17 protein-coding genes, 3 tRNA genes and 1 pseudogene are annotated in these 23,652 nt (G+C 66.3%); 13 read left to right on the top strand and 8 right to left on the bottom strand.

The window, feature by feature from the left end; all coding sequences use genetic code 11:
• Positions 1-98: 98 nt before the first annotated feature.
• The 5 genes from thiD to N5E02_RS07235 all read left to right on the top strand — a co-directional run bounded on the left by thiD (position 99) and on the right by N5E02_RS07235 (position 2,153).
• The gene (gene thiD / locus N5E02_RS07215) at positions 99-908 is read left to right on the top strand and encodes a bifunctional hydroxymethylpyrimidine kinase/phosphomethylpyrimidine kinase (RefSeq protein WP_065179406.1); all 810 of its coding nucleotides are present in this window, start codon (positions 99-101) and stop codon (positions 906-908) included.
• The gene (locus tag N5E02_RS07220) at positions 905-1,831 is read left to right on the top strand and encodes an alpha/beta fold hydrolase (protein ID WP_065179405.1); all 927 of its coding nucleotides are present in this window, start codon (positions 905-907) and stop codon (positions 1,829-1,831) included. Before thiD ends, N5E02_RS07220 begins: the two co-directional genes overlap by 4 nt.
• Positions 1,822-1,898, top strand: a tRNA-Arg gene (locus N5E02_RS07225). The genes N5E02_RS07220 and N5E02_RS07225 overlap by 10 nt, the downstream gene beginning before the upstream one ends.
• A 69-nt stretch (positions 1,899-1,967) precedes the next feature.
• A tRNA-Arg gene (locus tag N5E02_RS07230) sits at positions 1,968-2,044 on the top strand.
• Between the two features lie 32 nt (positions 2,045-2,076).
• A tRNA-Arg gene (locus N5E02_RS07235) sits at positions 2,077-2,153 on the top strand.
• 666 nt (positions 2,154-2,819) lie between these two features.
• Here the strand turns inward: N5E02_RS07235 and N5E02_RS07240 are convergent.
• Positions 2,820-3,740 (bottom strand): LysR family transcriptional regulator, encoded by a 921-nt coding sequence (locus N5E02_RS07240; RefSeq protein WP_005416107.1) that lies wholly within the window; start codon positions 3,738-3,740, stop codon positions 2,820-2,822.
• A gap of 139 nt (positions 3,741-3,879) precedes the next feature.
• Here N5E02_RS07240 and N5E02_RS07245 point away from each other — a divergent pair, with 139 nt between their 5' ends.
• Both N5E02_RS07245 and N5E02_RS07250 read left to right on the top strand, forming a co-directional pair.
• The gene (locus N5E02_RS07245; RefSeq protein WP_005416106.1) at positions 3,880-4,581 is read left to right on the top strand and encodes a pirin family protein; all 702 of its coding nucleotides are present in this window, start codon (positions 3,880-3,882) and stop codon (positions 4,579-4,581) included.
• A gap of 169 nt (positions 4,582-4,750) precedes the next feature.
• Positions 4,751-5,890 carry an MFS transporter gene (locus N5E02_RS07250; RefSeq protein ID WP_279946121.1) on the top strand — a complete coding sequence of 380 codons (1,140 nt, stop codon included), beginning with the start codon at positions 4,751-4,753 and terminating at the stop codon, positions 5,888-5,890.
• 81 nt (positions 5,891-5,971) lie between these two features.
• Here N5E02_RS07250 and N5E02_RS07255 read toward each other — a convergent pair whose 3' ends face one another.
• Complete coding sequence (locus tag N5E02_RS07255) at positions 5,972-7,090, bottom strand: alpha/beta fold hydrolase (protein WP_005416104.1); 1,119 nt, start codon at positions 7,088-7,090, stop codon at positions 5,972-5,974.
• 182 nt (positions 7,091-7,272) lie between these two features.
• Between N5E02_RS07255 and N5E02_RS07260 the strand changes: the two genes are divergently transcribed.
• Both N5E02_RS07260 and N5E02_RS07265 read left to right on the top strand, forming a co-directional pair.
• Positions 7,273-8,619, top strand: a complete 1,347-nt coding sequence (locus N5E02_RS07260; RefSeq protein ID WP_279946127.1) for a cytochrome c — start codon at positions 7,273-7,275, stop codon at positions 8,617-8,619.
• Positions 8,616-9,542: a c-type cytochrome gene (locus tag N5E02_RS07265; protein ID WP_065185218.1), complete on the top strand. Its 927-nt coding sequence runs from the start codon at positions 8,616-8,618 to the stop codon at positions 9,540-9,542. The genes N5E02_RS07260 and N5E02_RS07265 overlap by 4 nt, the downstream gene beginning before the upstream one ends.
• A gap of 12 nt (positions 9,543-9,554) precedes the next feature.
• Here N5E02_RS07265 and N5E02_RS07270 read toward each other — a convergent pair whose 3' ends face one another.
• Positions 9,555-11,084: an OmpA family protein gene (locus tag N5E02_RS07270; protein WP_279946122.1), complete on the bottom strand. Its 1,530-nt coding sequence runs from the start codon at positions 11,082-11,084 to the stop codon at positions 9,555-9,557.
• A 150-nt stretch (positions 11,085-11,234) separates the two neighbouring features.
• Between N5E02_RS07270 and N5E02_RS07275 the strand changes: the two genes are divergently transcribed.
• On the top strand, positions 11,235-13,613 hold the full coding sequence (locus tag N5E02_RS07275; RefSeq protein WP_279946123.1) for a TonB-dependent receptor: 2,379 nt from the start codon (positions 11,235-11,237) through the stop codon (positions 13,611-13,613).
• A gap of 8 nt (positions 13,614-13,621) precedes the next feature.
• Positions 13,622-15,730, top strand: coding sequence for a phospholipase C, phosphocholine-specific (locus N5E02_RS07280; RefSeq protein WP_164230025.1), 2,109 nt, complete (start codon positions 13,622-13,624; stop codon positions 15,728-15,730).
• A gap of 109 nt (positions 15,731-15,839) precedes the next feature.
• On the opposite strand, the gene N5E02_RS07285 is transcribed toward N5E02_RS07280, so the two are convergent.
• The 4 genes from N5E02_RS07285 to N5E02_RS07300 form a co-directional block, all read right to left on the bottom strand.
• Positions 15,840-17,435 carry an alkaline phosphatase D family protein gene (locus N5E02_RS07285; RefSeq protein WP_138953697.1) on the bottom strand — a complete coding sequence of 532 codons (1,596 nt, stop codon included), beginning with the start codon at positions 17,433-17,435 and terminating at the stop codon, positions 15,840-15,842.
• 10 nt (positions 17,436-17,445) lie between these two features.
• A complete protein-coding gene (locus N5E02_RS07290; RefSeq protein WP_279946124.1) occupies positions 17,446-20,379 on the bottom strand; it encodes a TonB-dependent receptor in 2,934 nt (977 codons plus the stop codon).
• Between the two features lie 141 nt (positions 20,380-20,520).
• Positions 20,521-21,543 carry a FecR domain-containing protein gene (locus N5E02_RS07295; RefSeq protein ID WP_005416096.1) on the bottom strand — a complete coding sequence of 341 codons (1,023 nt, stop codon included), beginning with the start codon at positions 21,541-21,543 and terminating at the stop codon, positions 20,521-20,523.
• Positions 21,540-22,055, bottom strand: a complete 516-nt coding sequence (locus tag N5E02_RS07300) for a sigma-70 family RNA polymerase sigma factor (protein ID WP_095377465.1) — start codon at positions 22,053-22,055, stop codon at positions 21,540-21,542. The genes N5E02_RS07295 and N5E02_RS07300 overlap by 4 nt, the downstream gene beginning before the upstream one ends.
• Positions 22,056-22,194: 139 nt before the next feature.
• On the opposite strand from N5E02_RS07300, the gene N5E02_RS07305 reads away from it, so the two are divergent.
• Positions 22,195-22,494 (top strand): hypothetical protein, encoded by a 300-nt coding sequence (locus N5E02_RS07305; protein WP_005416094.1) that lies wholly within the window; start codon positions 22,195-22,197, stop codon positions 22,492-22,494.
• 244 nt (positions 22,495-22,738) lie between these two features.
• Positions 22,739-23,032, top strand: a pseudogene (gene aceE, locus N5E02_RS07310) (pyruvate dehydrogenase (acetyl-transferring), homodimeric type); the annotation flags it as partial.
• A gap of 113 nt (positions 23,033-23,145) precedes the next feature.
• Here aceE and N5E02_RS07315 read toward each other — a convergent pair.
• A complete protein-coding gene (locus N5E02_RS07315; protein ID WP_005416092.1) occupies positions 23,146-23,628 on the bottom strand; it encodes a hypothetical protein in 483 nt (160 codons plus the stop codon).
• Positions 23,629-23,652: the final 24 nt, after the last annotated feature.

Consider the following 23,652-nt stretch of genomic DNA (forward strand, 5'->3'; position numbering starts at 1 on the left):
TCCTGCGGAAAAGGGACCTGACCCCGCCTGACGGATCAAAGGCATCCACGCATGGCGTGGATCTACCTTCCCCTGCCGGACCACGGCACAATCGCTGGATGAGCCCGACCACTCCCGTATCTGCCCTCACCATCGCCGGCTCCGACTCCGGCGGTGGCGCAGGCATCCAGGCCGACCTGAAGGCCTTTGCAGCACATCGCGTGCACGGACTCTCCGCGATCGCCGCACTGACCGCACAGAACACCCGTGGCGTCATCGCCGTGCACGTGCCGCCGATCGATTTCCTGCGTGCACAACTGGATGCCTGCTTCGATGACTTCGACATCCATGCGGTGAAGCTGGGCATGCTGGCCAACACCGAGGTGATCAATGCCGTCGCCGATGCGTTGGAGCGCCATCGCCCGCCGCACGTAGTGCTGGACCCCGTGATGGTCGCCACCAGCGGCGCGCGCCTGCTGGAAGACAGCGCTCTGCAGGCAATGCGTGAGCGGCTGATCCCGCTGGCCACGCTGATCACCCCGAACACGCCGGAAGCGGAGCTGCTGGCCGGATGGAAGATCGGCAACGGCGATGACGCCGAACAGGTAGCCTCCGCCCTGCTCGACCTGGGCGCCGGTGCGGTGCTGCTGAAAGGTGGCCACCTGCAGGAAGGCAACCGCGTGATCGACCGCTACTTCGACGGCGTGAGCAGCGAAGAATTCATCCACGCCCGCCTGCCGCTGGATGCGCACGGCACTGGCTGCACGCTGGCCTCGGCCATCGCCGCGCAGCTGTGCAACGGCCTGAGCCTGGCCAACGCCTGCGAAGCCGGCATCGACTACGTTGCGCGCGGCCTGCAGCAGGGCTATGCCCCCGGCCGCAGCGAGGTGCTGGTGCTCGACCACTTCGGCGCTGCACCGCACGCATGAACCTGACGCCGGCCCTCCTTCCAGTGCAGTGCAACGACGGGCATCGCTACGAAGTGATGGCCTGCATGCCCGCACAGGCCATCGCCCGCTTGTTGTGGCTGCCAGCGCTGGGTGTGGCCGCGCGCCACTACCTGCCGCTGGCACAGGCGCTGGCAGCGAAGGGCGTGGCGGTCTACCTGCATGAGTGGCGCGGCAACGGCAGCAGCTCACTACGCCCGTCGCGCGCGCACGACTGGGGCTATCGCGAGGTACTCGAGCAGGATCTGCCGGCCAGCCAAGCGGTCATGGCGGCCGCCGACGAGGAAGCAGGCCCCCTGCCCTGGATCATCGGTGGCCACAGCCTGGGCGGGCAGCTGGCCTGCGTGCATGCCGGCCGCAACCCTCTGCATTTCCACCACTTGTGGTTGGCGGCCAGCGGCTCACCGTTCTGGCGTGGATTCCCGCCACCGCGCGGCTGGCTGCTGCCACTGGTTTACCGTTTCCTGCCGTGGATCGCGCAGCGCCAGGGCGTGCTGCATGGCCGTCGTCTCGGATTCGGTGGCACCGAAGCACGCGGACTGATCGCCGACTGGGCGCGCGTCGGCCTGAACAACCACTACGCCGCCGCGGGCATGGGTGAAGACCTCGACGCACAGATGGCGCGCGTGCACGGCAGCGCCCAGGCCGTGCTGATGGAACACGACTGGTTGGCCCCGACCGGATCGATGCAGGCGTTGCTGGCAAAGCTGCCGAATGTGGACGCGAAGCTGCGCGTGCTGTCCGCGCAGGAACTGCGCACGCGCGCCGATCACTTCGCCTGGCTCAAGGCACCGGATGCCGTGGCGGACAGCTTTTTCATTCAGTTGGATGAAAATTTTCACAAAACTGTTGACGGTGTGCGCCGACATCCGCATAATTCCGCTCCTGTCGCAGGGCGCCCGTAGCTCAGTTGGATAGAGTACCTGGCTACGAACCAGGCGGTCGGGAGTTCGAATCTCTCCGGGCGCACCACTCGACAGGTTTTCAGCATCCGCCGCTGAAAATGCAGTAAAATTAGGCAGTAAGTTGATTGTGTACCGCGCGCCCGTAGCTCAGTTGGATAGAGTACCTGGCTACGAACCAGGCGGTCGGGAGTTCGAATCTCTCCGGGCGCACCATACACAGTCGGCACAACAAGTTTATGTAATTGGCGCCCGTAGCTCAGTTGGATAGAGTACCTGGCTACGAACCAGGCGGTCGGGAGTTCGAATCTCTCCGGGCGCACCATTACACCGAAACAGCAGGCCTCGGCCTGCTGTTTTTTTATGCGTGTTTTTCGGCAGGGCTGCGCCCTGCACCTGCAGATGCTTCAAGCCAAGGCAACGGCAACGGCAACGGCAACAGCAAAAGCTGGCATTCTGTGGGTTGGCGGGGCGGTGTCGGAGTGCGGGGACGCCGCAAGTACGTCCATGTAGGCTTGGCAGCCGCATCCATGCGGCTGACACCCCGCACTCCGACACTGCCCCACCTCTGACAGATTTCCGCGATCTGATGGATTCACGCCATGCGTGGATGAATCTTCATCGAGTTCGAGTATTTCGACAATTGATCGAAGAGCATCCACGCATGGCGTGGATCTGCCGTGTCGACCAAGGTCGACACCTACCAACAGCAGCGGAAACTGTCGAAGGCGGGGTGGGTCCGGTTGCGGGAGTGTCCGCGGCATGGGCCCGAGGCATGCCTCGGGCGGGTTGGGCAGGACGCCCAACCCTGGTCTTGCCGTGTGTGCAGGACTGCACACACGAGCAAGCCGCGGCCAAGCCCCCATGGACGGGTCTACGGCGTCTCCCGCAACCGGACCCACCCCGCCATCCCTCAGCAAACCAGCTTCTGCTGTTGCTGTTGCTGTTGCTCTGGATCGTAGCGGGTGCAGGGCGCAGCCCTGCCGTACGCCTACCCCCTGGCCATTGCCTGCCACCACTGCGACAGCAGCTCCGGCCTGCGCAGGCGCTCGCGCCACCAGCGCAATGCCGCGCCATCCTCACCGGTGCGCCAGGCCAGCCAGAAGGTCTCTTCCGGCTTGTGCTCCTCCACCTCACGGATCACCAGCTGGCCGCGCGCCACTGCAGCGCGCGCGCACGGCTCGGGCAGGAAGCCGAAGCCCACGCCTTCGCACTGCAGCTTCAATTTACTGGCCATGTCCGGCACCGTCAGCATCTCCTGCCCCATCAACAGGCCCACCGTGCGCGGCAGCAGCCTGCGCGCCGAATCGGAAACGGCGATCGCGCAATGCTCGACCAGCTGCTCGCGACCCAGGACGCCCGACACGTTGGCCAACGGATGTTCGGGTGCGACCGCGAACACGAACTCCACCGTGCCCAGCGGCTCGACCACATAGCCGCCACCACTGGGCCCTTCGCCCGGCGCGCCGACCAACAGGTCCGCACGGCGGTCGAGCAGGGCCTCCCAGGTGCCGGACAGGGCCTCGCCGATCAACCGCAACCGGGTCGGTGCCTCGGCCTCACGGAATGCGGCGATATCCGGCCCAAGCAGCCAGGTCGGGAACACCGAATCCACCGCCAGGGTCAGTTCGGTCTCCCAACCCGACGCCACCCGGCGCACCCGCAGCTCCAGCTCGCGGGCCGCGCGCAGCAGATGCCGGCCTTCGTCCAGCAGCGCGCGCCCGGCCTCGGTCAGCTCTGCACGTGGGCCGACCCGGTCGAACAGCTGCACACCCAGATCCTCCTCCAGCTTGGCCACGGTATAGGAAATCGTCGAGGGCACCTTGTGCAGGGCCTTGCCGGCGCCGGCAAAGGAGCCACGGCGGTCGATGGCATCCAGGATCTGCAGGGCATCGAGGCTGAGCTTGAGCATTCGAATTTTTCGATGATGGCCGTCAAAACTATCCGTTTTTCAAACCCCGGGCGCAAGCGGATACTTCTCTCCAACGGGAAAACACAGCGGTCACCGACCACCCCGCCCCATCGAAACCATCGAACAAGGAGATTCCATCATGCTGCAGATCCGCAAGAGCGCTACCCGTGGCCTGGCCGAGCATGGCTGGCTGTCCTCGCGCCACACCTTCTCCTTCGCCAACTACTACGACCCCCGTTACGTCAGCTTCGGCCCGTTGCGGGTGATCAACGAAGACAAGGTGATCGGCGGCCAGGGCTTCGGCACCCATGGCCACAGCAACATGGAGATCATCTCCTACGTGCTGGGCGGTGCACTGGAACACAAGGACTCGATGGGCACCGGTTCGGTACTGCGCTACGGCGACGTGCAGCGCATGAGCGCCGGCAGCGGCGTCACCCACAGCGAGTTCAACCACTCCGCCGACGAGACCGTGCATTTCCTGCAGATCTGGATCTTCCCGGACACCGAGAACATCGCGCCGTCCTACGAAGAGACCCACTTCACGCCGGACAGCAAGCGCGGCCAGCTGCGCCTGATCGCTTCGCCGGACGGTGCCGAGGGTTCGCTGCGCATCCACCAGGATGCCCGCATCTTCGCCACCATTCTCGATGGCGGCCAGAAGCTGCATCACGCCCTCGGCAACGGTCGTGGCGCCTATGTGCAGGTGGCGCGTGGCCAGCTGCAGGTCAACGGCATCACCCTGGAAGCCGGTGATGCGCTGCAGGTCAGTGACGAAGCCCAGCTGACCCTGGAAAACGGCAACGACGCCGAAGTGCTGGTGTTCGACCTGCCGCTGTAAACACGCCCTGTCCTGAAGACGTGGCCCAGCGATGCGGAAAGGCATCGCCGGGCCCGCTGCGCCTGATGGACGGCCCGCAATCGTATTCGGCGTTCGGTGACCCGAATGCCCCTTGCCCGATGCGACTGGAAACGCTTTCATGGCAGTGTTTATCCGGACCCGCTCTCGCATGACGCCTTCATCCCCACGTGCCCAGCAGCACGCCACCCGTGCCGCCTTCTTCATTCCTGGATTCGCCACCGCCGCGTGGGCGCCGATGGTGCCTTACGCCAAGGCCAAGGCCGGGCTGACCGACGCCAGCCTCGGCGCCGTGCTGCTGTGCCTCGGGCTCGGCTCGCTGCTGGCGATGCCGCTGGCAGGTGCACTGACGGGGCGGTTGGGTTGCCGCCGGGTGATGGTGATCACCTGCGCGATGATGCTGTGCGCCCTGCCCTTGCTGGTGCTGGCACCCTCGCCGGTGTCGCTGGGCGCGGCGCTGTTCGTGTTCGGTGCCGGCGTCGGTGCACTGGATTGTGCGATGAACATGCAGGCGGTGGCGGTCGAGCGCGATGCCGGGCGCGCGATGATGTCCGGCTTCCACGCCTTCTACAGCATCGGTGGATTCGTCGGCGCTGGCTGCATGACCGGGCTGCTGATCCTCGGCACGCCGCTGTGGCTGGCCGCACTGGTTTCGGTGGTGGCGCTGCTGCTGGTTGCGATGCTGTCGGCGCCGCATTGGCGTCCGCAACGGATCCTGCACGAAGGCCCCTTGCTGGCACTGCCGCATGGCGTGGTGCTGTTCATCGGCGTACTGGCCTTCGTGGTGTTCCTCGCCGAGGGCTCGATGCTGGACTGGAGCGCCGTGTTCCTGGCCGAAGTGCGGCAGGTGCCGCGTGACCAGGCCGGCGCCGGCTTCGCGTTGTTCACCCTGGCGATGACGGCAATGCGCCTGTTCGGTGACGGCATCGTCGAGCACCTCGGCCGCACCCGCACCCTGGTCTTTGGCGGTATCACGGCCGCGGCAGGCTTCACCCTGGCCATGCTGGTGCCCTCGTTTCCGGTGGCGCTGGCCGGCTACGTACTGGTCGGGCTGGGCTGCGCCAACATCGTGCCGGCGCTGTTCTCGATGGCAGGCCAGCAGCGGGTGATGCCGGAAAGCATCGCCATCACTGCCGTGACCACACTGGGTTACGCCGGCATCCTCGCTGGCCCGGCGGCGATCGGCGCAGTGGCACATGCCACCAGCCTCGGCTTTGCCTTCCTGTGCGTCGCCCTACTGCTGCTGGGCGTAGCCGCCTCCGCCCGCTCACTGGCCCGACGCGTGGCCTGACAGAAAAAGGGGACGGAGGGGATTAAGTCGCATCTGCCCCAAGTGTGCTGCAAACGACTTAATCCCCTCCGTCCCCTTTTTTCAGCCGTGTGCCAGCCATTCGGCCTGGGCCGGCAGCTGTGGGGCTGGGCACGCGCTCTGCGGGTGGTGCTCGTCGCGCGCCATCCAGTCATCGACCACGCCGGCCAGCAGGTCCAGCCGCAGCGGCAGGGTGATGTGGTCCTCTCCACGCATTTCGATGTAGTGCGCGCGCGGGTTGGCCTGCGCAAGCTGCCGGCCCTGGCTGACCGGAATATGCTGGTCACCCTGCCCGTGCAGCAACAGCACGCAGGCGCGGGTATCGGCCAGCGCACGCGCGACGTCGACGCGGTCCAGATCGACATCGATACGGCGGCTGGCGGCGGCGATCACCTGGTTGATGTCCTGGCCCCCATAGCGCCAGCGTGCGTACGACGCCACCGCCTGCGCCTTCAGGCCCTCCGGCTGCAGTCCCATCAGGTGCGGGATCATCGTGCGGATCGCCGCACCGGCATTGGCGAACGATTCCATCGCCACCACGCCGGCCACCTGGTCACCCAGCTTGTCGGCGGTGAACACCGCCGTGGCCGCACCATAGGACACACCGAACAGGTACAGCGGGCCGGTCACTTCGCCGCGCGCGCGCAGCTCGCCGATGACATCGACGACGTCATCCGATTCATAGGTGCCATAGCCGGACGGACCTGCACCGGACTGGCCATGGTTGCGCAGATCGAGCGTGACCACGCGGTAGCCGGACTCGGCCAGCTGCAGCGACCATGGCAGCATCGAATCACCATTCATCATCCACCCATGCAGCAGCACCACGGTGCCGCGTGGCGCCTGCGCGCGGAACGGCTGTGGCACGGCCAGACTCAGGCCGGTATCAAGAGGCAGGCCGTTCTCATGACGCTGCGGAAGGTAGTGGTACCGCGCGCCGTAGTCGCCGGGGTCGAACACGCGCCAGAAGATCGGCACGCCATCGCGACCCGCTGCGAAGCCATGGCGGTTGGGCAGCCCGGCAATGGCCGCGGCGATGCGCGGGCGATCGAGCAGGGTCGACACGCCGCCTGGCGCGATCAGCCGGTCGGCAAGCGAGGTGGACGAGGCGTTGATCGAGGATGAGCATGCAGCCAGCCACAGGCCGGCGCACGCCAGCAGCAACAGCAGCAGGCGCTTCATGGGCAATCGGGAAAGGATGCGACAGCGTGGCAGGTTAACGACGCGGGCGTGGGCCATCTATCGCGCGTGGATGACGGCTTGATGACAATGCGGGATCGATTCAGGTTGTCACAATGGCGCGATCGACCTCGGCATTGATCCGGATCAATGAATACGCCGGCATGCTTGCCCACAGTGCCCCCATGCGCACCTCGTTCAAGCTCGCCATTGCCCTGGCCGCCACGCTGGCCGCCGCCTATGGCATCGCCCGCAGCACGCCCTACTGGTTCGCACCTCGGCAGGCCGCGCAGGTCGACATCCACGACCCGGCGCTGATCGCACAGGGGCAGTACCTGTCGCGCGCCGCCGACTGTGCGGCCTGCCACACCGCGCCGGGCGGCAAGCCGTTCGCCGGTGGCCTCGGCATGCAGACGCCGATGGGGACGATCTACTCGACCAACATCACCCCCGATCCGGACACCGGCATCGGCGCCTACGACTACGCCGACTTTGAACGCGCGGTACGTCGCGGCATCCGTCACGATGGCCAGCCGTTGTATCCGGCAATGCCGTACGCCTCGTACGTGATTGCCCGCGACGCCGAGATCAAGGCGCTGTACGCCTATTTCATGGGCTCGGTGCAGCCGGTGAAGCAGGACAACGCCGACAGCACGATTCCATGGCCCGCCAACATGCGCTGGCCTCTGGCATGGTGGCAACTGCTGTTCGCACGCCCACGCAGCTTCAGCCCGGATCCGTCGCTGGACGCCGGCCAGCAGCGTGGTGCCGAACTGGTGGAAGGCCTGGCGCATTGCGGTGCCTGCCACACGCCACGCGGGCTGGCGTTACAGGAAAAGGCGATGGCCGATGATGGCAGCCGCCAGTTCCTGTCCGGTTCGGTGCTGGAAGGCTGGTACGCGAAGAACCTGCGCAGCGAATCGACCGGCCTGGCCAGCTGGCGCGAGGGTGAGATCGTGGACTTCCTGCGCACCGGGCGCACTGATCGATCGGCGGCCTTCGGTGGCATGGCCGACGTGGTCGAGCACAGCACGCAGTACCTGTCCGACGCGGACCTGCTGGCCATGGCCCGCTACCTGAAACAGCTGCCGGCGCGTGAGGGCCGCAGTTCGCAGTGGTCCCCCGGTACCGACACCACCACCGCCGCACTGCGCAGCGGCGACTATCGCGTGGCCGGTTCGCTGGCCTATGCCGAGCACTGTCAGGCCTGCCACCGCGCCGACGGCCGCGGCATGGCCCGCGTCTATCCGGCGCTGGCGGGCAACTCGATCGTGTTCGCCGATGACCCCAGCTCGCTGGTGCAGGTGACCCTGATCGGCGGCCGCACACCACATACCCGGCACGACCGCATGGCCTTCAGCATGCCAGGCTTCGAGCAGCTGCCGAACGCGCAGCTGGCACAGATCCTGACCTTCATCCGCAGCAGCTGGGGCAATCAGGCCAGCGCAGTGAGCGAGGTCGACGTGGCGCGCATGCGTCGGGTGGTGCGCGACAAGCCGGTGCACTACGTTCCGCAGGAGGCCGCACAATGAAGCGTTCGCGCACGCGTCCCCGCCTGCTGATCGGCAGTGCGATCACCCTCATGGTGCTGACCGGCGCCGGTACCCTGGCCTACCGTCATCTGTACCCGGACCTGGATGCCGCCGTCGCCAGCACGATCGATATCCTCGATGCGCAGGGCAAAGTGGTCGGCCACTACCATGCGCCGAGTGCCGAGGAGATCGCCGGTCTCGGCAATGCCGAATCGGTGATGCTCGGCCGCCGCCTCCTCAACGAGACTGCACGGCTGCTGCCGGACAATGTCGGCAACGATCTGAACTGCAATTCGTGCCACATGGCCGAAGGCAAGCGGCCTTTCGGCAATCACTACTTCAACACCGGCGGCGGCGCCTATCCGCGTTACATGCCGCGCCCGGGCAAGGTGATCGGGCTGACCGAGCGCATCAACGGATGCCTGCAGCGTTCGATGAACGGCAAGCCTCTGCCGAAGGACTCGCCGCAGATGCGCGCGATGCTCGATTACATGGCGTGGTTGAGCAGTCCTGTGCCAGAGGGTGCAAAGGTGTCCGCCCCCAGTGAGGGGCCCATCGACAGCACGCTGGCCCCGGACCCGATCCGCGGCCAGGCACTGTACGCCGTGCAGTGCGCCGCGTGCCATGGCGACAACGGCGAAGGACGGCGCGACGCCAGCGGTGACATCGCCTTCCCGCCGCTGTGGGGCGACCACAGTTTCAACATCGGCGCCGGCATGGCGCGCCTGTACAAGGCCGCCGGCTTCGTCAAGCACAACATGCCGCCGGCGGTGACCCGCGAGCCCCCACTGGGGCAGCAGGTGATGCCCGACCAGGATGCGGTGGACATCGCCAGCTACTTCATCAACCAGCCGCGGCCGGACTTCGCCAACAAGAGCAAGGACTGGCCGCGCGACCCGAAACCCAAGGACGCGCGGTACTGAGCACCCCGTGGGTCAGCGCTTGACCAGCTCGACCCGCCGGTTGCGTGCCTTGCCTTCTTCGCTGCCGTTGTCAGTCACCGGCCTGTCGGCGCCGAATCCGGCCGCCTGCAGGCGGTCGGCGGCGATGCCCTTTGCGGTAAGCGCGGCCACCACCGAGGCCGCGCGATCCTCCGACAGGCTGCGGTTACGTGCTGCGGCACCACTGTTGTCGGTGTGGCCTTCGATCGACAGCTTCAACGCCGGATCAGCCCGCAGCAGCTCGAGCACCTGCGCCAGCTGCGGTTCGGAGGCCGGCAGGATCTGCGCCTTGTCCGTGGCGAAGTTGACCTGGATCGCCACGCGGCCGTCGCTGTCCAGCTTCTTCTTCAGCGCATCGGCCGGCAACAGCGCCGCGGTCTGGGTGAAGCCCGTGCGTTCGGCCACCACCCAGCCGGCACTGAGGTATTCCAGGCGGGCGTGTACCCAGACCTGGCGGCCGTCTGCCAGATCGACGCGGTAGACCACGGTGTCATGGTTGTCCCAGCTGTAGCTGGCCGCGTTGCCGTAGGACGACTGCACCTGCTTCGGCACGCTCTCGGCCGCCTCATGCGGGATGCGTCCCTCGAATACCCTGGTGCCGTTGGCCTGGGCCATCATCGCCTCAAGGTTGCGGCGCACTTCGTGCATCGAGTACTCGCGCTCACCCTTGTCGAAATCAGCCGCGAAGGTGCGGCCCTCGACCTGTTCGAACCGATCACCGGTCCAGAACGGGAAGGCATCGAAATCACGTTGCTCGGCCTTGTTGCGGTCACGATAACCGGCGGGCAAGGACAGATGCGGGAAGCTGTCCGACCACTGCGCGGTGGCCTTGAACGGCACTTCATCCACGACCACCAGGCCGGCGCCATTGCTGTCCACCGCCAGTTGCACCCACACGGTGCGGTCGGCCTGGCGCAGCACATAGACCGTGGTGGGCGCGTCCTGTTCACCGTTCACTGCGTCGATGAAGCCACCACCAATCTCGCCTTCCAGCTGCGGGCCGTAGTAGATGTCGCGCAGCAGCTCGCCTTCGAACACCTTGCGGCCACCGGCAGCGGTGATCACGCCATCGAAGTTGCGCTGCACTTCCATTGCGGAGAATGTCTTGTCCGGAGCGTTGTTGCTGTCGGCCACGATGCGCGCCGACCAGCTCGGGCCTTCCACCCAATGCACCCCCTCGCCCATGCGGAACGGGAAGCGGGCCCATGCCCGCGGGTGTGGTGCGTTCTGCGGCGCATAGCCCTGCGGCAGGCTGAAGAACGGTAGTTCGCCCAGCGCGGCGTCGCTCAGCGGCACGCTGGCTGGGTCGAAGGGCACCAGCGGCACAGCCTTGCCCTCACGGTCGGTGAGCGCGACGCCATCGGCGGCGGCTGTTGAACCGGCCGGGGCGGCGGCCGCTGCTGCGGTCTCATCCGCCGTGGCTGGCGCGGGCGGTGCCACCTCTCCATTCGAGGGCGCCAGGTTGCATCCTGCCAGCAACACCAGGGCTGCCCCGCCCAGCCAGATCTTCGATCGCTTCTGCATCGCCACCACCTCAGGTCCATTGAAGCGCCGAGCATACCCGAAGGCCGTGACCGCCCCCACAGTGCCATCGTTCCTGCGCTGCCACGTCATGCCGATGTCATTGGCGCTGCCGACACTCCGGGGTTTCCTCCCTCTGAAGGTCCGGTTTCGATGCGAACGATTGCGCGTTTTCCCCGTGTCTCGCTGCTGGCCCTGCTGATCGCCCCCGCACTGGACGCCCTGGCCGAAGCACCGCAGGGCGAGGCGGCCGAAGCGCGCAGCAGCGATGCCCGCACCCTCGATCAGGTGCAGGTGATCGGGCAGGCCACCAGCTACGCCAAGACATCGGTGCGCGCGGAAACGCTGAACCGGCAGACCGTGATGAGCAGCGTCAACGATGCACTCAACGAGGTGCCCGGCGTGGTGGTCAGCGAAGCCGATGCCACCGGCTCATCGGTGTGGGGCACGCAGATCAGCATGCGTGGCTTTGTCACCAACCGCGACACACAGCAGATCGGCACTACCATCGACGGCCTCCCCAACGGCGGTTCGGGTTACGGCGGCGGCTCGCTGGCCAACCGCTACATCGACACCCTCGACCTGGAAACGGTGGAAGTCAGCCAGGGCACTGCCGATATCTCCTCGCGCTCGAACGAGGCCCTGGGCGGCACGCTCAACTTCCTTACCAGCGACCCGCTGCAGGACAGCCGTCTGCGCTTCGTGGTCGGCGCCGGTGACAACGATGCGCGCAAGTACTACGTGCGCTACGACACCGGCCTGCTCGGCGGCCACACCCGCGCCTGGGTCAGTGCCTCGTCGGCGCGCGTGCATGACTGGATCGATGGCAGCGGCAAGACCAGCAACGACCACATCGCCGGCAAGTTCATCACCGAACTGGATCGCTGGACCCTGACCGGCTACCTGTCCTACAACGATGCCGACGAGCCGGAATACACCAGCGTCTCACCGAAGGGCTTCGCGACCAACCCGGATCGCGACAACCTGGTCGGTGCCCTCACCGGCATTCCCTACCTGGACCAGAACTACCGTTCGGGCTCGCGTGCGCTGCGCGAGAACACCTTCGGTTACCTGCGTGCGGCCTTCGACGGCGGCAACGGCTTCAAGGCCTCGGTGGCCGCCTACGGGCACCGCATGCAAGGTCGTGGCGACTGGCTTCCACCCTACCTGGCGCAGGTCAGCGATGAGGGTGCGGGCCGCCCCGAATCGGAATATCTCGGTGGCAAAACCGTGTACGGCGGCAGCAACCGTGGCCAGATCTTCTTCGTCAATCCCGACGGCAGCGCCGCGCAGCGCCTGGCCAACTGCACGCCGCGGCTGGGCTTCACCGCCGAATACGATCCGAACTGCTACGCCGGCAACGTGCTGGGCGCGCAGTCGTATCGCCACACGCACTACGACAACGACCGCATGGGCGTGACCGCCGACGTCGAGTGGCGGCAGACCTTCGGCACGGTCGACAACACGATCCGTGGCGGTCTGTGGGTGGAGAAGCTGGACCGTTCGGCGCGCCGCGACTGGCATCGCCTGCTCAACGTCGGCCAGGACATCGCCTTCGACCACCAGCCGTACTGGGTACAGTTCGAGGACAAGTACAAGGTTGACGAGCAGATGTACTACGTCGAGGACGTGGCGCGATTCGGGCCGTTCAGCGCACGCCTGGGCGTGAAGCAGTTCTTCGTCGACCAGTCGCGCCGCCGCGTGATCGGTGCCAGCGAACACGTCAAATCCGATTCCAGGTCCGACCCGCTGCTGTCCACCGGCTTGACCTGGGCACCGGGCGTGGAAGGCATGGAGCTGTTCGCCGGCTTCTCGCAGAACTTTGCCGCGATTCCTTCCGGCGTGCTCGGCGAGACCGACCCGCAGCGCTTCCGCAACGTCGAGCCGGAGACCGCCGACAACATTGAAGTGGGCATGCGCATCAGCCGCTGGCCGCTGACCGCCTCGGTGACCCTGTACAACATCAAGTTCGACAATCGCATCGTCTACCTGCCGGCAGGTTTCGTCAGCGGCATCGACTATCTCGGCGAGACCGACGGCGTCTATGAGAACTTCGGCGGCGTGGAGAGCAACGGGCTGGAAGCCGCGTTCGGCTACGGCTGGGACAACGGCTGGCGCCTCAACGCCGCCTATACCTACAACCGCTCCAGGTACCTCGGCAGCGGCGATGCCGCGCGCGATACCCAGCTGGGCATCGTCGATGGCGCCAAGGTGATCGGCCAGCCCGAACAGACCCTCGTCCTGTCGGCGGACTGGCAGGGTGAGAACTGGAACTTCGGCCTGTCCGGCCGTTACCTGGGCACGCGCTATCTCGACGCCGCCAACGTCAACAAGCTGCCGTCGGCGACCGTGCTCAACGCCAACATCGGCTTCGACCTGCAGGGCCTGTCGCCGCGCCTGAAGGGCATGGGCGCCAACCTGGTGGTGAGCAACCTCACCAATAAGCGGTATCTTGCAGGGGTGGACGGGCGCGACAACGCCTTCATCGGCGCTCCGCGCACCGTCGGCATCTCTTTCCGCGTGGACCTGTGAGTGAGCCCGTGACCGATATCGGCCGACGCCGGTTGTTGCAGGCCGGCGTTGCCGCCGGCCTCTCTCCACTGCTGCCCAGCATCGCCCGGGCCGCCGCGATCGCCCCCGCCGCGCAGACGCGCAGCCTGGAAGACCTGCAGCACATCGTGGTGTTCATGCAGGAGAACCGTTCGTTCGACCACTACTTCGGCACGCTGCCGGGCGTACGTGGCTTCGGTGATCGGTTCGTCGCCCCGGCCGCCGCGCTGCAAGCAGGTGGCCGCGTCCGCAGCCTGTGGCTGCAGCCCGATGCCAGCGGCGAGCGCGCGATCGCGCCGTTCCCGCTGGATACCGCCGCGCACTTCGGCTACATGCGGGTGGAAGGCACGCCGCATACCTGGCCCGATGCCCATCGGGCGTGGGACCACGGGCGCATGGGGCAATGGCCGAAGGCCAAGCAGAACCACTCGATGGGCTACTTCCAGCGCAGCGACCTGCCGTTCCAGTTCGCCCTGGCCGATGCCTTCACGATCTGCGATGCCTACCACTGCGCAATGCAGGCCGGCACCAACCCGAACCGGGTGTTCCTGTGGACCGGCCACAACGATGGGCATGCGCGTGCCGGCGGCCCGGTGATCGCCAATTCGCACGACAACTTTCCCGAACAGGGCGGGTACCCGGCGTCGTACCGCTGGACCAGCTATGTCGAGCGCCTGCAGAGGGCCGGCGTGTCCTGGCAGATCTACCAGGACATGGCCGACAACTTCACCGACAACCCGCTGGCGGGCTTCGAGGCCTTCCGCCAGGCCCACCGCGCGGCACCGGGGCATGACCCGCAGCTGCGCGCGCGCGGGGTCAGCACGCGGGGCCTGGCGCAGCTGCGCCAGGACGTCATTAACGGGCGCCTGCCGCAGGTCAGCTTCATCATCGCCGACGCGGCCGGCAGCGAACATCCCGGCCCGTCCAGCCCGGCACAGGGCGCGGCCTATACCGCACGCGTGCTGGATGCGCTGACCGCCGATCCGGAAGTGTGGAGCCGTACCGCCCTGCTGCTGATGTTCGACGAGAACGATGGCTTCTTCGACCACATGCCGCCCCCTGCCCCGCCTTCGCCGGTGGACGGTGGCTGGGCGGGTGTGTCCTCGGTCAGCACCGAAGGCGAGTACCACCGGCACCCGGCACCGGGTGACGAAAAGTACGATCTCGCCGAACTGCGCGGGCGCCCGTACGGTCTGGGACCGCGCGTGCCCCTGTACGTGATCTCGCCGTGGAGTCGCGGTGGCTGGGTCGATTCGCAGGTGTACGACCACACCTCGGTCATACGGCTGATCGAGCGCCGCTTTGGCGTGGCCGCACCGGACATCTCGCCGTGGCGCCGCGCGGTCTGCGGCGACCTCAGCACTGCGTTCGACTTTGCCCAGCGTGATACCCGCCCGTTCGTCCGCGGCCTGCCCGACGTAAGTGCGGTTGCCGCACGCGCCGCTGCCTTGCCGGGACGCACCGTGCCCACGCTGCCAGAGGGGCTGAAACCAGCGAAACAGGAAAGCGGTGTACGCCCGGCGCGCGCCCTGCCCTATCGTCCGCAGGCATCGATTGCCGCAGTCGATGCCTTGGGTGTGGATCTGACGCTGTCCTGCGAAGGCGCGGCGGCCGTGCTGCATGTCTACGATCGGCTGCGGCTGGATGCGGTACCACGCCGCTACACGCTGCTTCCAGGTACGCCGCTGCGCGAGCGCTGGCCGTTGGACGCCCAGGGCCGCTATGACCTTTGGCTGCTTGGTCCGAACGGTTTCCACCGCCACTTCCAAGGTGCGTTCAAGGCTCCTGCCGTGCAGGCTTCAATCGAGCGCGCGGACGGCCAGCTGCGGCTGCACCTGCGCAATCTGCACAACAGCGCGCAGAATGTGCGGGTGCAGGCCGGTGCCTATGCCGGGCACATGCCTGAGCAGGCGCTGGCGCTGCCGGCGCATGCTGAGGCCACGGTGGCATGGGACGCGGCGCCCACCGCAGGGTGGTACGACCTGCGCATCGGTACGGGCGACAGTGCACTGCGACTGGCCGGCCGCGCCGAGGATGGGCGCCCCGGCACCAGTGACCCGGCAATGGGCAGCGAGCCCTTGCGGTTCGAGCACGATTGAGGAGCCCTCTGTAGAGCCGAGCCCACGCTCGGCTGCTTCTCGCCCTGGTCGCATTGCCCCGACAAAGCAGCCGAGCATGGGCTCGGCTCTACGCGGCAGATCGGCAGATTCAGGCCTCCTGCAGCCCCGGCCGGCCGTGCTCCACCGCATAGCGTTTCCAGCTCTGCAGCACGCCATTCGGCTGCATCACGGAGTCCAGCGTCTTCATGTCGCCGATCCACGCATCGCGGGTGACATCACACAGCACGTAGCCACGCTTGTCGGTGGTCGCCCTCAGATAGGGGCTGTGCGCTAATTGGTTCCTGGCATACGCATCCACACCCTGACCATCGGCGCCAGAGGTGATCGACGTGGCGAGGAACTCGCTGGAGATCACGCCCGAGTCACGGTGGTCCTGCACCAGATCGCTGGCATAGTGGCGATGCGCGTCGCCGCAGGCGGTCACCACGTTGCCGAAGCCCACCTTCTGGATGTGCTCAAGCAAGCGCCGGCGGCTGTCCAGGTAGCCCGACCACTGGTCATCGGACGACTGCACTACCCCGTCCTTCTCGCGCATGTAATTGCCCAGCGCCACCTGGTGGGCGATGGTATGCCAGCGCGGTGCAGCATCGGACAGGCCGTCGAACAGCCAGCGTTCCTGCTTCGCCCCCACAATGCTGCGCTCCGGCGATTCCACCTCCTCGCGCAGCGTCATGTTCACCTGCTTGCTGCGGTACTGGCGGGTGTCGAGCAGGTGCAGGTCCATCAGCGTGCCGTAGCGTGCGCGCCGGTACATCTGCATGTGGCCGTCGCGCGGGAACGCCGAACGGCGCAGCGGCATGTTCTCGTAGTAGGCCTGGAACGCCTGCGCGCGCCGCAGCAGGAACACTTCGCTGGGCGTATCGTCCTGGTCTTCGGCGCCGGCCCAGTTGTTGTCCACTTCATGGTCGTCAAAGGTGACAAACCAGGGAGCCGATGCATGAGCGGCCTGCAGGTCGGCATCGCTCTTGTACTGGGCGTAGCGGCGGCGGTAATCATCCAGCGTATAGATCTGCGGGCCGACGTGGTTGCGCAGGTTGGTGAACGGCTGGCCGTTCATCTTCCGCAGGCCCGGCTGGCTTTCGCCTTCGTAGATGTAATCGCCGTAGTGGAAGACGAAGTCGAGCGGTTCCTCGGCGATGCGCCGCCACGCGGTGTAGTGGCCTTCTTCGTAGTGCTGGCAACCTGCCACCGCAAAGCGCACGCGATCCACCGCTGCCGTGGCTGCCGGCAGCGTGCGGGTGCAACCGACCGCACTGGCATGGCCACCCACGGTGAAGCGGTACCAGTAGGGCCTTCCGGGCGCCAACCCGTCCAGCTCCACATGCACGGCGTGACCGAGTTCGGGATGCGCCATCGCCGAACCCTGGCGCACTACCTTGCGCATGCCTTCGTCCGCTGCCAGCTGCCAATCGACCAGCATCGGCCGGGCCGGCATGCCACTGCCGAACACCAGCGGCTCGGTCGCCAGGCGCGTCCACAGCACCATGCCATCGGCCGAGGGATCCCCCGAGGCCACGCCCAGGGTGAAAGGTGTGCTGGCAAAGCGCGGCTTGGCCAGCAGGTTGCGCGGGTTCAGCGCGGTGGCATCGGCCCGCGCGGCCAGCGCATGTGCCGTGCCCATCCAGGCACCGGCAGCGGACAGGCCGGCCAGCGCCAGGAATCGCCTGCGATTGATCGTATCCACGGCTGTGCCCTCAGTTGTAGATGATGTGGAAGTAGAAGAAGCGGCCGTAGTCGTCGATCTCGGTTCGGAAACGCCCGTTCGGACCGGTGCTGTAGGTTGGCTGGGTGTTGAACAGGTTCTTGGCCTCGTACTTCAGCGTCACGTGCTTGCCGACCTTGTGGCTGAAAGCCATGTTGAACGTCAGGTATGGGTCGTAGTACGAATCCAGCCATTCGGTGTCACCGAAGTCGACCAGCATCCGGCTGCGGTAGGTTCCGGACAGGCGCAGCTGGGCGCTCCTCCATGGCATGCGCCAGATCACCGAACCATTGAGCGACCAGTCCGGCTGGTACAGCAGGCGATCCAGGCGACGCTCGGTGCCGTCGCTGATGCGGTAGTTGGTCTGGCCTTCCAGCCGGGTTGCATTGAAGTACATGTCGAAGCGCTGGCGGCCCCACTGCAGATTGCGATTGGCCACCGCGAACTCAACGCCACGCAGCTTCGACTCGTCGGTGTTCATCGGCTGGGTGACCCGGTAGCGGGTGTCCCCCACGTTCTCGAACGTGGTCAGGGTGTAGATATCGTCCTTGATCACCTTGTCGAACAGCGCCACCGAGACCAGGCCATTGTTGCCGTTGAAATACAGGTCCCACGCCAGGTCGATGTTGGTGGAACGGCGCGGCTGCAGGTTGGCATTGCCCTGCTTGATGGTGCAGAAGCCCCTGCCCTCCTCGTCATCGCCACAGCTGGTGCTGGTGGCCTGGGCGATGTTGCTCGGCGTCGGCCGGCCCAGCGTACGGCTGGCGGAGAAGCGCAGGCGCTGGTCCTCGCTCAGCTTGAACGTCGCATTCAACGAAGGCAGCAGGTTGTTGTAGCCACCGCTCGTGTTGCGGAAGGCGGAGGTATACGTACTGCCGCCATCATCGCTGAACGGGCTGTAGGCATCGAAGCGGGTGTGGTCGTAACGCAGGCCGCCGATCAGCAGCAGCCGGTCCCAGGCGTAGTGAGCGGACACATAGGCATTGGTGATGTCCTCCACGTACTTGTAGTCGCTGGTGAAGTTGGCATTCGGATACGCCGCATTGTTGTTGCCCAGCTTCGGCAGCAGTTCCTCGTTCCACTTGCGGTTGTCGATCAGCGGGAAGCCCGGCACGCTGCCCAGCAGCGTCGAACCCGGATACAGGTAATCGTTGAGCGTGGCACTGCTCCTGAAGTAGTCGAAGTCGATGTCCTGCCAGATCTTCAGGTGGCGGTACTCGGCACCGGTGGCCAGGCCGAAGCCACGCGCATCGGCGTCGATGTTGTAGCTGAAGTCCGCGCGCAGGTTGTCGATGCTCTCCTTGGCATCGCGCGGGGAGACATAGGCCTGCGCCGGATTGAGTTTGAACGCGGAGCTGGTCAACAGGCTGGAATCAGAAACCGCTACCGCGTTTGGGAACCCGTGACTGTCATTCTCGTAGTCGACGAACAGATTGCTTGGATAGGCGCGCACACCCCAGTAGACCTGGTTGTTGTGGAAGGTCTCTTCGGTGTGGCCACCACGCAGGGTCAGGCGCGAACGGTCGCCGACGTCCCAGTTGAAGCTGGCGATGGCGCCACGGTTGCTGCGGTCCCAGCGGTCGTGGCGGTTCTTGATGTAGATGCTGTTGATCTGCGTGGTGCCGCTGTCCTCGGTCTGGTTGCGGATCGGAAACTTGGCGTTTCCATACAGATCCGTCTTGTTCATCGTCGAGTTCTCGTAGAACCGGTACGAGTACAGCAACAGCGATGCGTAGAACGGATCATCCGAGGGCTTCCACTCAAGCTTGGCGGAGCCACCGAAGTTGGTGATGAAGTTGGTATAGGTGCCGGTGCTGAAGTTGCCAGGCGCACGCAGGCCGTTCCAGCCCTTGGCCTCGTCCGGACCCGTGGTGCCGTCGGTGAGGTATTTTCCAGCGTCGTTGTAGTAGTAGTTCGACTCCACCCAGCGCTTGACGCTGTTGCGTGAACGCTGCTCATAGCGTGCCACCGCAACGATGCCGAACTCCTGGTCGGCGCCGAACTGGTTGGAGAACACCATCTTGGCGCTCTTGCCGAAATGGCCCAGGGTCTCGTGGTTGCCGCCAGCGCTGCGCTCGACGTTGGTCTCGGCTGTGGAATAGATGCCTGCCACGTCGGCAAACACGTACCTGCCCGACCGGTCGAAGGCACTGCGGCTGATGATGTCGATCACACCGCCGATCGCATCCGGTGCCTGCTCCGCGCTGAAGCTCTTGTAGATGTCGGTACGGGTGCCGATGTCGCTGGGAATCAGCTGCAGGTTGTTCATGCGCTCCCCGGAGCCACTGCCACCCACGCTGGCAATCGCGATGCCATCGATGGTGGTGTAGTTGAGGTTGGCCTGCACGCCGCGTACCGTCACGTAACGTGGCTCACCAGCATCCTCCACCGCACTCAGGCCTGGAGCGGCCATCAGGCTCTCGGCCAGGGTCTCGTCGCCGTAGCTGTCCATCTCGTCGTAGACCACCGAATCCTTGATCACCGGCGACGACTTCTTCTGGTCGATCACCTCGTGCGCGGCAATCACCTTCACCGTGTCCAGGGTCGGCGCCACCACCGCTCCGGCCTCGCGCGGCATCGGCGCGGCTGGCTTCGGCGCGTTGCGTGCGGGTGCCGGATCGATGGCGATGACATTGCCATCCACCACGGTGTAGCCCAGGCCGGTACCCGCCAGCAGTGCGTCCAACGCCTGCTTGACGGTGGCGCCACGTGGCACAGCCCCGGCCATGTGCGCTTCACCGCTACCCGAGTACAGGAACTGCACGCCGGAACTGCGCGACAACTGCTCAAGTGCACGGGCCAGCGGTTGCGCCGCGATCGGCGCCGACACGCGGGCTTCAAGGCCATCGGCAGCGGCCGCGGCCGCCATTGGCACGCTGCAGGGAGACAGGGCGAGGATGATCGACAGGTAGAGCGTGTTGCGCATCACGGGTCCTTGGAAGAGAGAAGGCAGCAGGCGCCGCTGCGTGGCTCGGCAGCGGCTTCTTCCAAGTAAGAGCCCGCATCCACCGAAGTGGAGAACGCGGATTCGATGAATTTTTTCTGACAGCCCACCACCGCGCGGGCCTCAGCGACTGCCGACCCGCACTGTGTCGCCTTCGCGCCTCACCACGAAGCGTGGGTCGCGTTCGAGGAAGGCCTGCAGCGCACCGATGCGATGCGCATCGAGGCTGCCGGACAACCGTGCCGATGCCGCGCCTTCGTCCAGCACGCGCACCTGCACCAGGTTGTGCCGGTTGAAGGCAGCTGCTACCTCGTCCAGCCGCTCATCGAGGAAGGACACTTTGCGCTGCTGCCAATCCAGCAGCATCGACAGCGGCATGTCCACTGACTCGACGGCATGGCTTCGCGCATCGACCTGCACCACCCGGCCCTGCTCCAGCTGGGCCAGGCGGCGTGCACCCGCGCCCTGGCTCCAGACCTCGACCTCGCCGGAGACCACGCCGATGCGGGTGCTCTGCAGCCGTCGCGATACATCGAACACCGTGCCGATATCCCGGATCTCCAGGCCGTTCACTTCCACCTCGAACGGACGACGGTCGCGGGCGATGTCGAACGTGGCCTCCCCCTGCAGCAGCTCCACCTTTCGGCTGAACCAGCCCATGCGTACCCGCAGTCGGCTGTCCGCGTTGAGCCGCACCTGGGTCTGGTCGGGCAGCACCAGGTCGCGGAGTTCACCATGCCCGGCACTGTAGAGCTGCTGGGTGGGCATCACCTGCGAAACCAGGCCCACGCCGATCAGGGCAACACAGGCCGCGGCAGAGACCATCCACCAGCGCACGCGACCGCGACGCAGCACGGCGCGGGGCGGCGCGTGCGCACGACCGAACAGCGGCACCACCTTGGCGGCGACCTGCCGCGGTGGCACCAGCGCCTCATCAGCCAACGGCGATTGCAGCGCCTCGCCCACCTGCCGGTGCAACGCGAGCGCGCGCATGTAGGCGCGAACATGCTCGGGCGAGCGCTTCATCCAGTCCAGGAACGCGACACGCCCGGCCTTGTCCAGCACCCCCTCGCGATTGCACAGGAACCAGTGCGCCGCCTCACGTGCGACCTCGTCGTCAGGCCTGCGTGATGGATACCGATTCATGTGAGCTCCCTGGCGCCCAGCGCCTTCCTGCAGGCGTCAAGCCCCTTGCCGATATGCTTGCGCACCATGTGCACCGACACCTGCAGCTGCTGGCTGATTCCCGGGCAGTCCAGCCCGTCGCGGTAGTGCAGCTCCATCACCCGGCGCGTGGTCGCCGGCAACCGCGCGATGGTGCTGCGGATATCGTTCCAGCGCTGCGCACGCTCGAATTCGCGCTCGATGTCTTCTTCGCTTTTCAGCACTTCGGCCAGCAGATCGATGTCTTCCAGCGGCGGCAGCGACGACCGCACGCGGGCGTGCTCGCGCGCCAGGTTGGCCGCCACGGTGAACAGGTAGGCTTCCGGGTTCTGGACCGCGTCGGCATCCTCGCCGGTGCTGCGCAGCAGCCGCAGATAGACCTCCTGCGCCAGGTCTTCGGCATCTTCGCTGGCTGAACCGCGACGCAGGAAGAAGCCACGCAGCAGCCGGCGCCGCAGTTCGTAGCTCTTCTCCCAGATCCTCACGCTGTTCACGGCCGGCCAACCACCCCGAGGCTGGAAAGCCCAGCAGGGTGACCGCCATCGATGACAGTGGCGTTTCAACGACCGGCAGGCAGCCGCTAGAATGCCGCCCCTGCAATGTCCTGGCAGCCGGCACAAGGAGTGCCCAGCAATGAACGCACGCACCGCCATCCACACCTTCAGCAGCCTGCTGTTCCTGCTGCTGGTCGCCCACACCACCGCCTACCAGCAGCGGATGTGGCCGCCCAGCCGGGTCATCCATGTGCATCCGGTGATCGTCGCCCTCGCCTATGCACTGGGCGTGCTCACGCTGCTGCTGTGGATCGGCGGCGGTCGCGTACCAGAACCGGCCCAGCGTCTGGCGCGCTGGCTGCCCATCGTCGCCTGGTGCCTGCTGTGCGTCGGCGTGGCGGTCATCCCGATGTTCCTGCCTGGACTGTACCCGGCCTGATCAGCGGCGGTACGCAGTGCATCCGCGCATGATGCGGCGCCCGGCACCAACCCTTGCTTGCCAGAGACCCAAGCCGGGCCCCCTATCGAAGCCGCGGGGGCCAGGCCTACGCTTGTCTTCTCGGTGGCCGCCACGGTCGCCCTTCGCGTCACGGCATTGCCGTTGCGACCTCGCTCCAGTGCTGTGCGCCCTGATGGTGTTGTCGCTCAGGCAGACGTCCAAACAGCGCGCTCTGGAGACAGTCATGAACCAAGCCCCGATCCCCTTCGATACCGACCCGCTGGAAACGCGGGAGTGGTGTGAATCGCTGGAGGCGGTGATGCAGGCCGGTGGCCGCCCACGCGCGCACTACCTGATCGACCAGCTGAGCGATCTGGACGCGCAACAGCACGGCGACCTGCATACCCGCGCATGGACGGCCTACGTCAATACCATCCCGCCCGAACGCCAGCCGCCCCATCCCGGTGACCTGGCCATCGAGCGCCGCCTGAACGCGATGATCCGCTGGAACGCGATGGTGATGGTGCAGCGTGCTGGATGCAGGACACCGTCGACAAGTACGGCATCGACACTGGCAAGCACGATCCGGCCGCGGTGTAAGGCGGCTGCGTTCACCACGCCCGTTGTGCGAGCCTGGTGAACGCAGCATCGCTACGGCATGCGCTTGAACAGATTGGTCTGCAGGATCGGCGTGCCGTCGTGGCCGTAGAACGCCTTGGTCTCGGTCATCGTCGCCCGGTCATCCGCCACGGTGTAGATGCGGGTGGAGGCGGGCGTCCCGTGATCCACCAACTGCATCACCAGCGTATTCGGGGCCGGCAGTTTCAGGTTTGCCTTGTCCGCGCCGTAGGTGCCGGACAAGGCACCCGGCGTGCCATCCAGCGCCAACGTGCCGTCGGACTTCATGGTCTTGCCGTCGTGCAGGACGATATCCACGTGTGAGCTCCAGCGGCCACCGCCGGCGTCCTTGAACTCCAGCACCACCTGCTTCGGACGCTGCGCCTCGGGTAGTGCCGAGGTCGCGGTGTCCAGCGACCAGCGCCCCAGCAGCGGCGACGGGGACGCTTCCACGGCCAGCGCCGACCCGGCCGGCAGCGAACACGCACACAACAACACAGCGGACAACAGCTTCATACGTTGCTCCGTTCCAGTGAAGAA

This window comes from Stenotrophomonas sp. GD03777 (genome assembly GCF_029842485.1).
GTDB classification, from domain to species: domain Bacteria; phylum Pseudomonadota; class Gammaproteobacteria; order Xanthomonadales; family Xanthomonadaceae; genus Stenotrophomonas; species Stenotrophomonas sepilia.

What these genes read in the sequence shown, in the direction of transcription:
- thiD (WP_065179406.1), top strand. Translation starts at nt 99, where the DNA reads ATGAGCCCGACCACTCCCGTATCTGCCCTCACCATCGCCGGCTCCGAC.
- N5E02_RS07220 (WP_065179405.1), top strand. Translation starts at nt 905, where the DNA reads ATGAACCTGACGCCGGCCCTCCTTCCAGTGCAGTGCAACGACGGGCAT.
- N5E02_RS07240 (WP_005416107.1), bottom strand. Translation starts at nt 3,740, where the DNA reads ATGCTCAAGCTCAGCCTCGATGCCCTGCAGATCCTGGATGCCATCGAC.
- N5E02_RS07245 (WP_005416106.1), top strand. Translation starts at nt 3,880, where the DNA reads ATGCTGCAGATCCGCAAGAGCGCTACCCGTGGCCTGGCCGAGCATGGC.
- N5E02_RS07250 (WP_279946121.1), top strand. Translation starts at nt 4,751, where the DNA reads ATGACGCCTTCATCCCCACGTGCCCAGCAGCACGCCACCCGTGCCGCC.
- N5E02_RS07255 (WP_005416104.1), bottom strand. Translation starts at nt 7,090, where the DNA reads ATGAAGCGCCTGCTGCTGTTGCTGCTGGCGTGCGCCGGCCTGTGGCTG.
- N5E02_RS07260 (WP_279946127.1), top strand. Translation starts at nt 7,273, where the DNA reads ATGCGCACCTCGTTCAAGCTCGCCATTGCCCTGGCCGCCACGCTGGCC.
- N5E02_RS07265 (WP_065185218.1), top strand. Translation starts at nt 8,616, where the DNA reads ATGAAGCGTTCGCGCACGCGTCCCCGCCTGCTGATCGGCAGTGCGATC.
- N5E02_RS07270 (WP_279946122.1), bottom strand. Translation starts at nt 11,084, where the DNA reads ATGCAGAAGCGATCGAAGATCTGGCTGGGCGGGGCAGCCCTGGTGTTG.
- N5E02_RS07275 (WP_279946123.1), top strand. Translation starts at nt 11,235, where the DNA reads ATGCGAACGATTGCGCGTTTTCCCCGTGTCTCGCTGCTGGCCCTGCTG.
- N5E02_RS07290 (WP_279946124.1), bottom strand. Translation starts at nt 20,379, where the DNA reads ATGCGCAACACGCTCTACCTGTCGATCATCCTCGCCCTGTCTCCCTGC.
- N5E02_RS07295 (WP_005416096.1), bottom strand. Translation starts at nt 21,543, where the DNA reads ATGAATCGGTATCCATCACGCAGGCCTGACGACGAGGTCGCACGTGAG.
- N5E02_RS07305 (WP_005416094.1), top strand. Translation starts at nt 22,195, where the DNA reads ATGAACGCACGCACCGCCATCCACACCTTCAGCAGCCTGCTGTTCCTG.
- N5E02_RS07315 (WP_005416092.1), bottom strand. Translation starts at nt 23,628, where the DNA reads ATGAAGCTGTTGTCCGCTGTGTTGTTGTGTGCGTGTTCGCTGCCGGCC.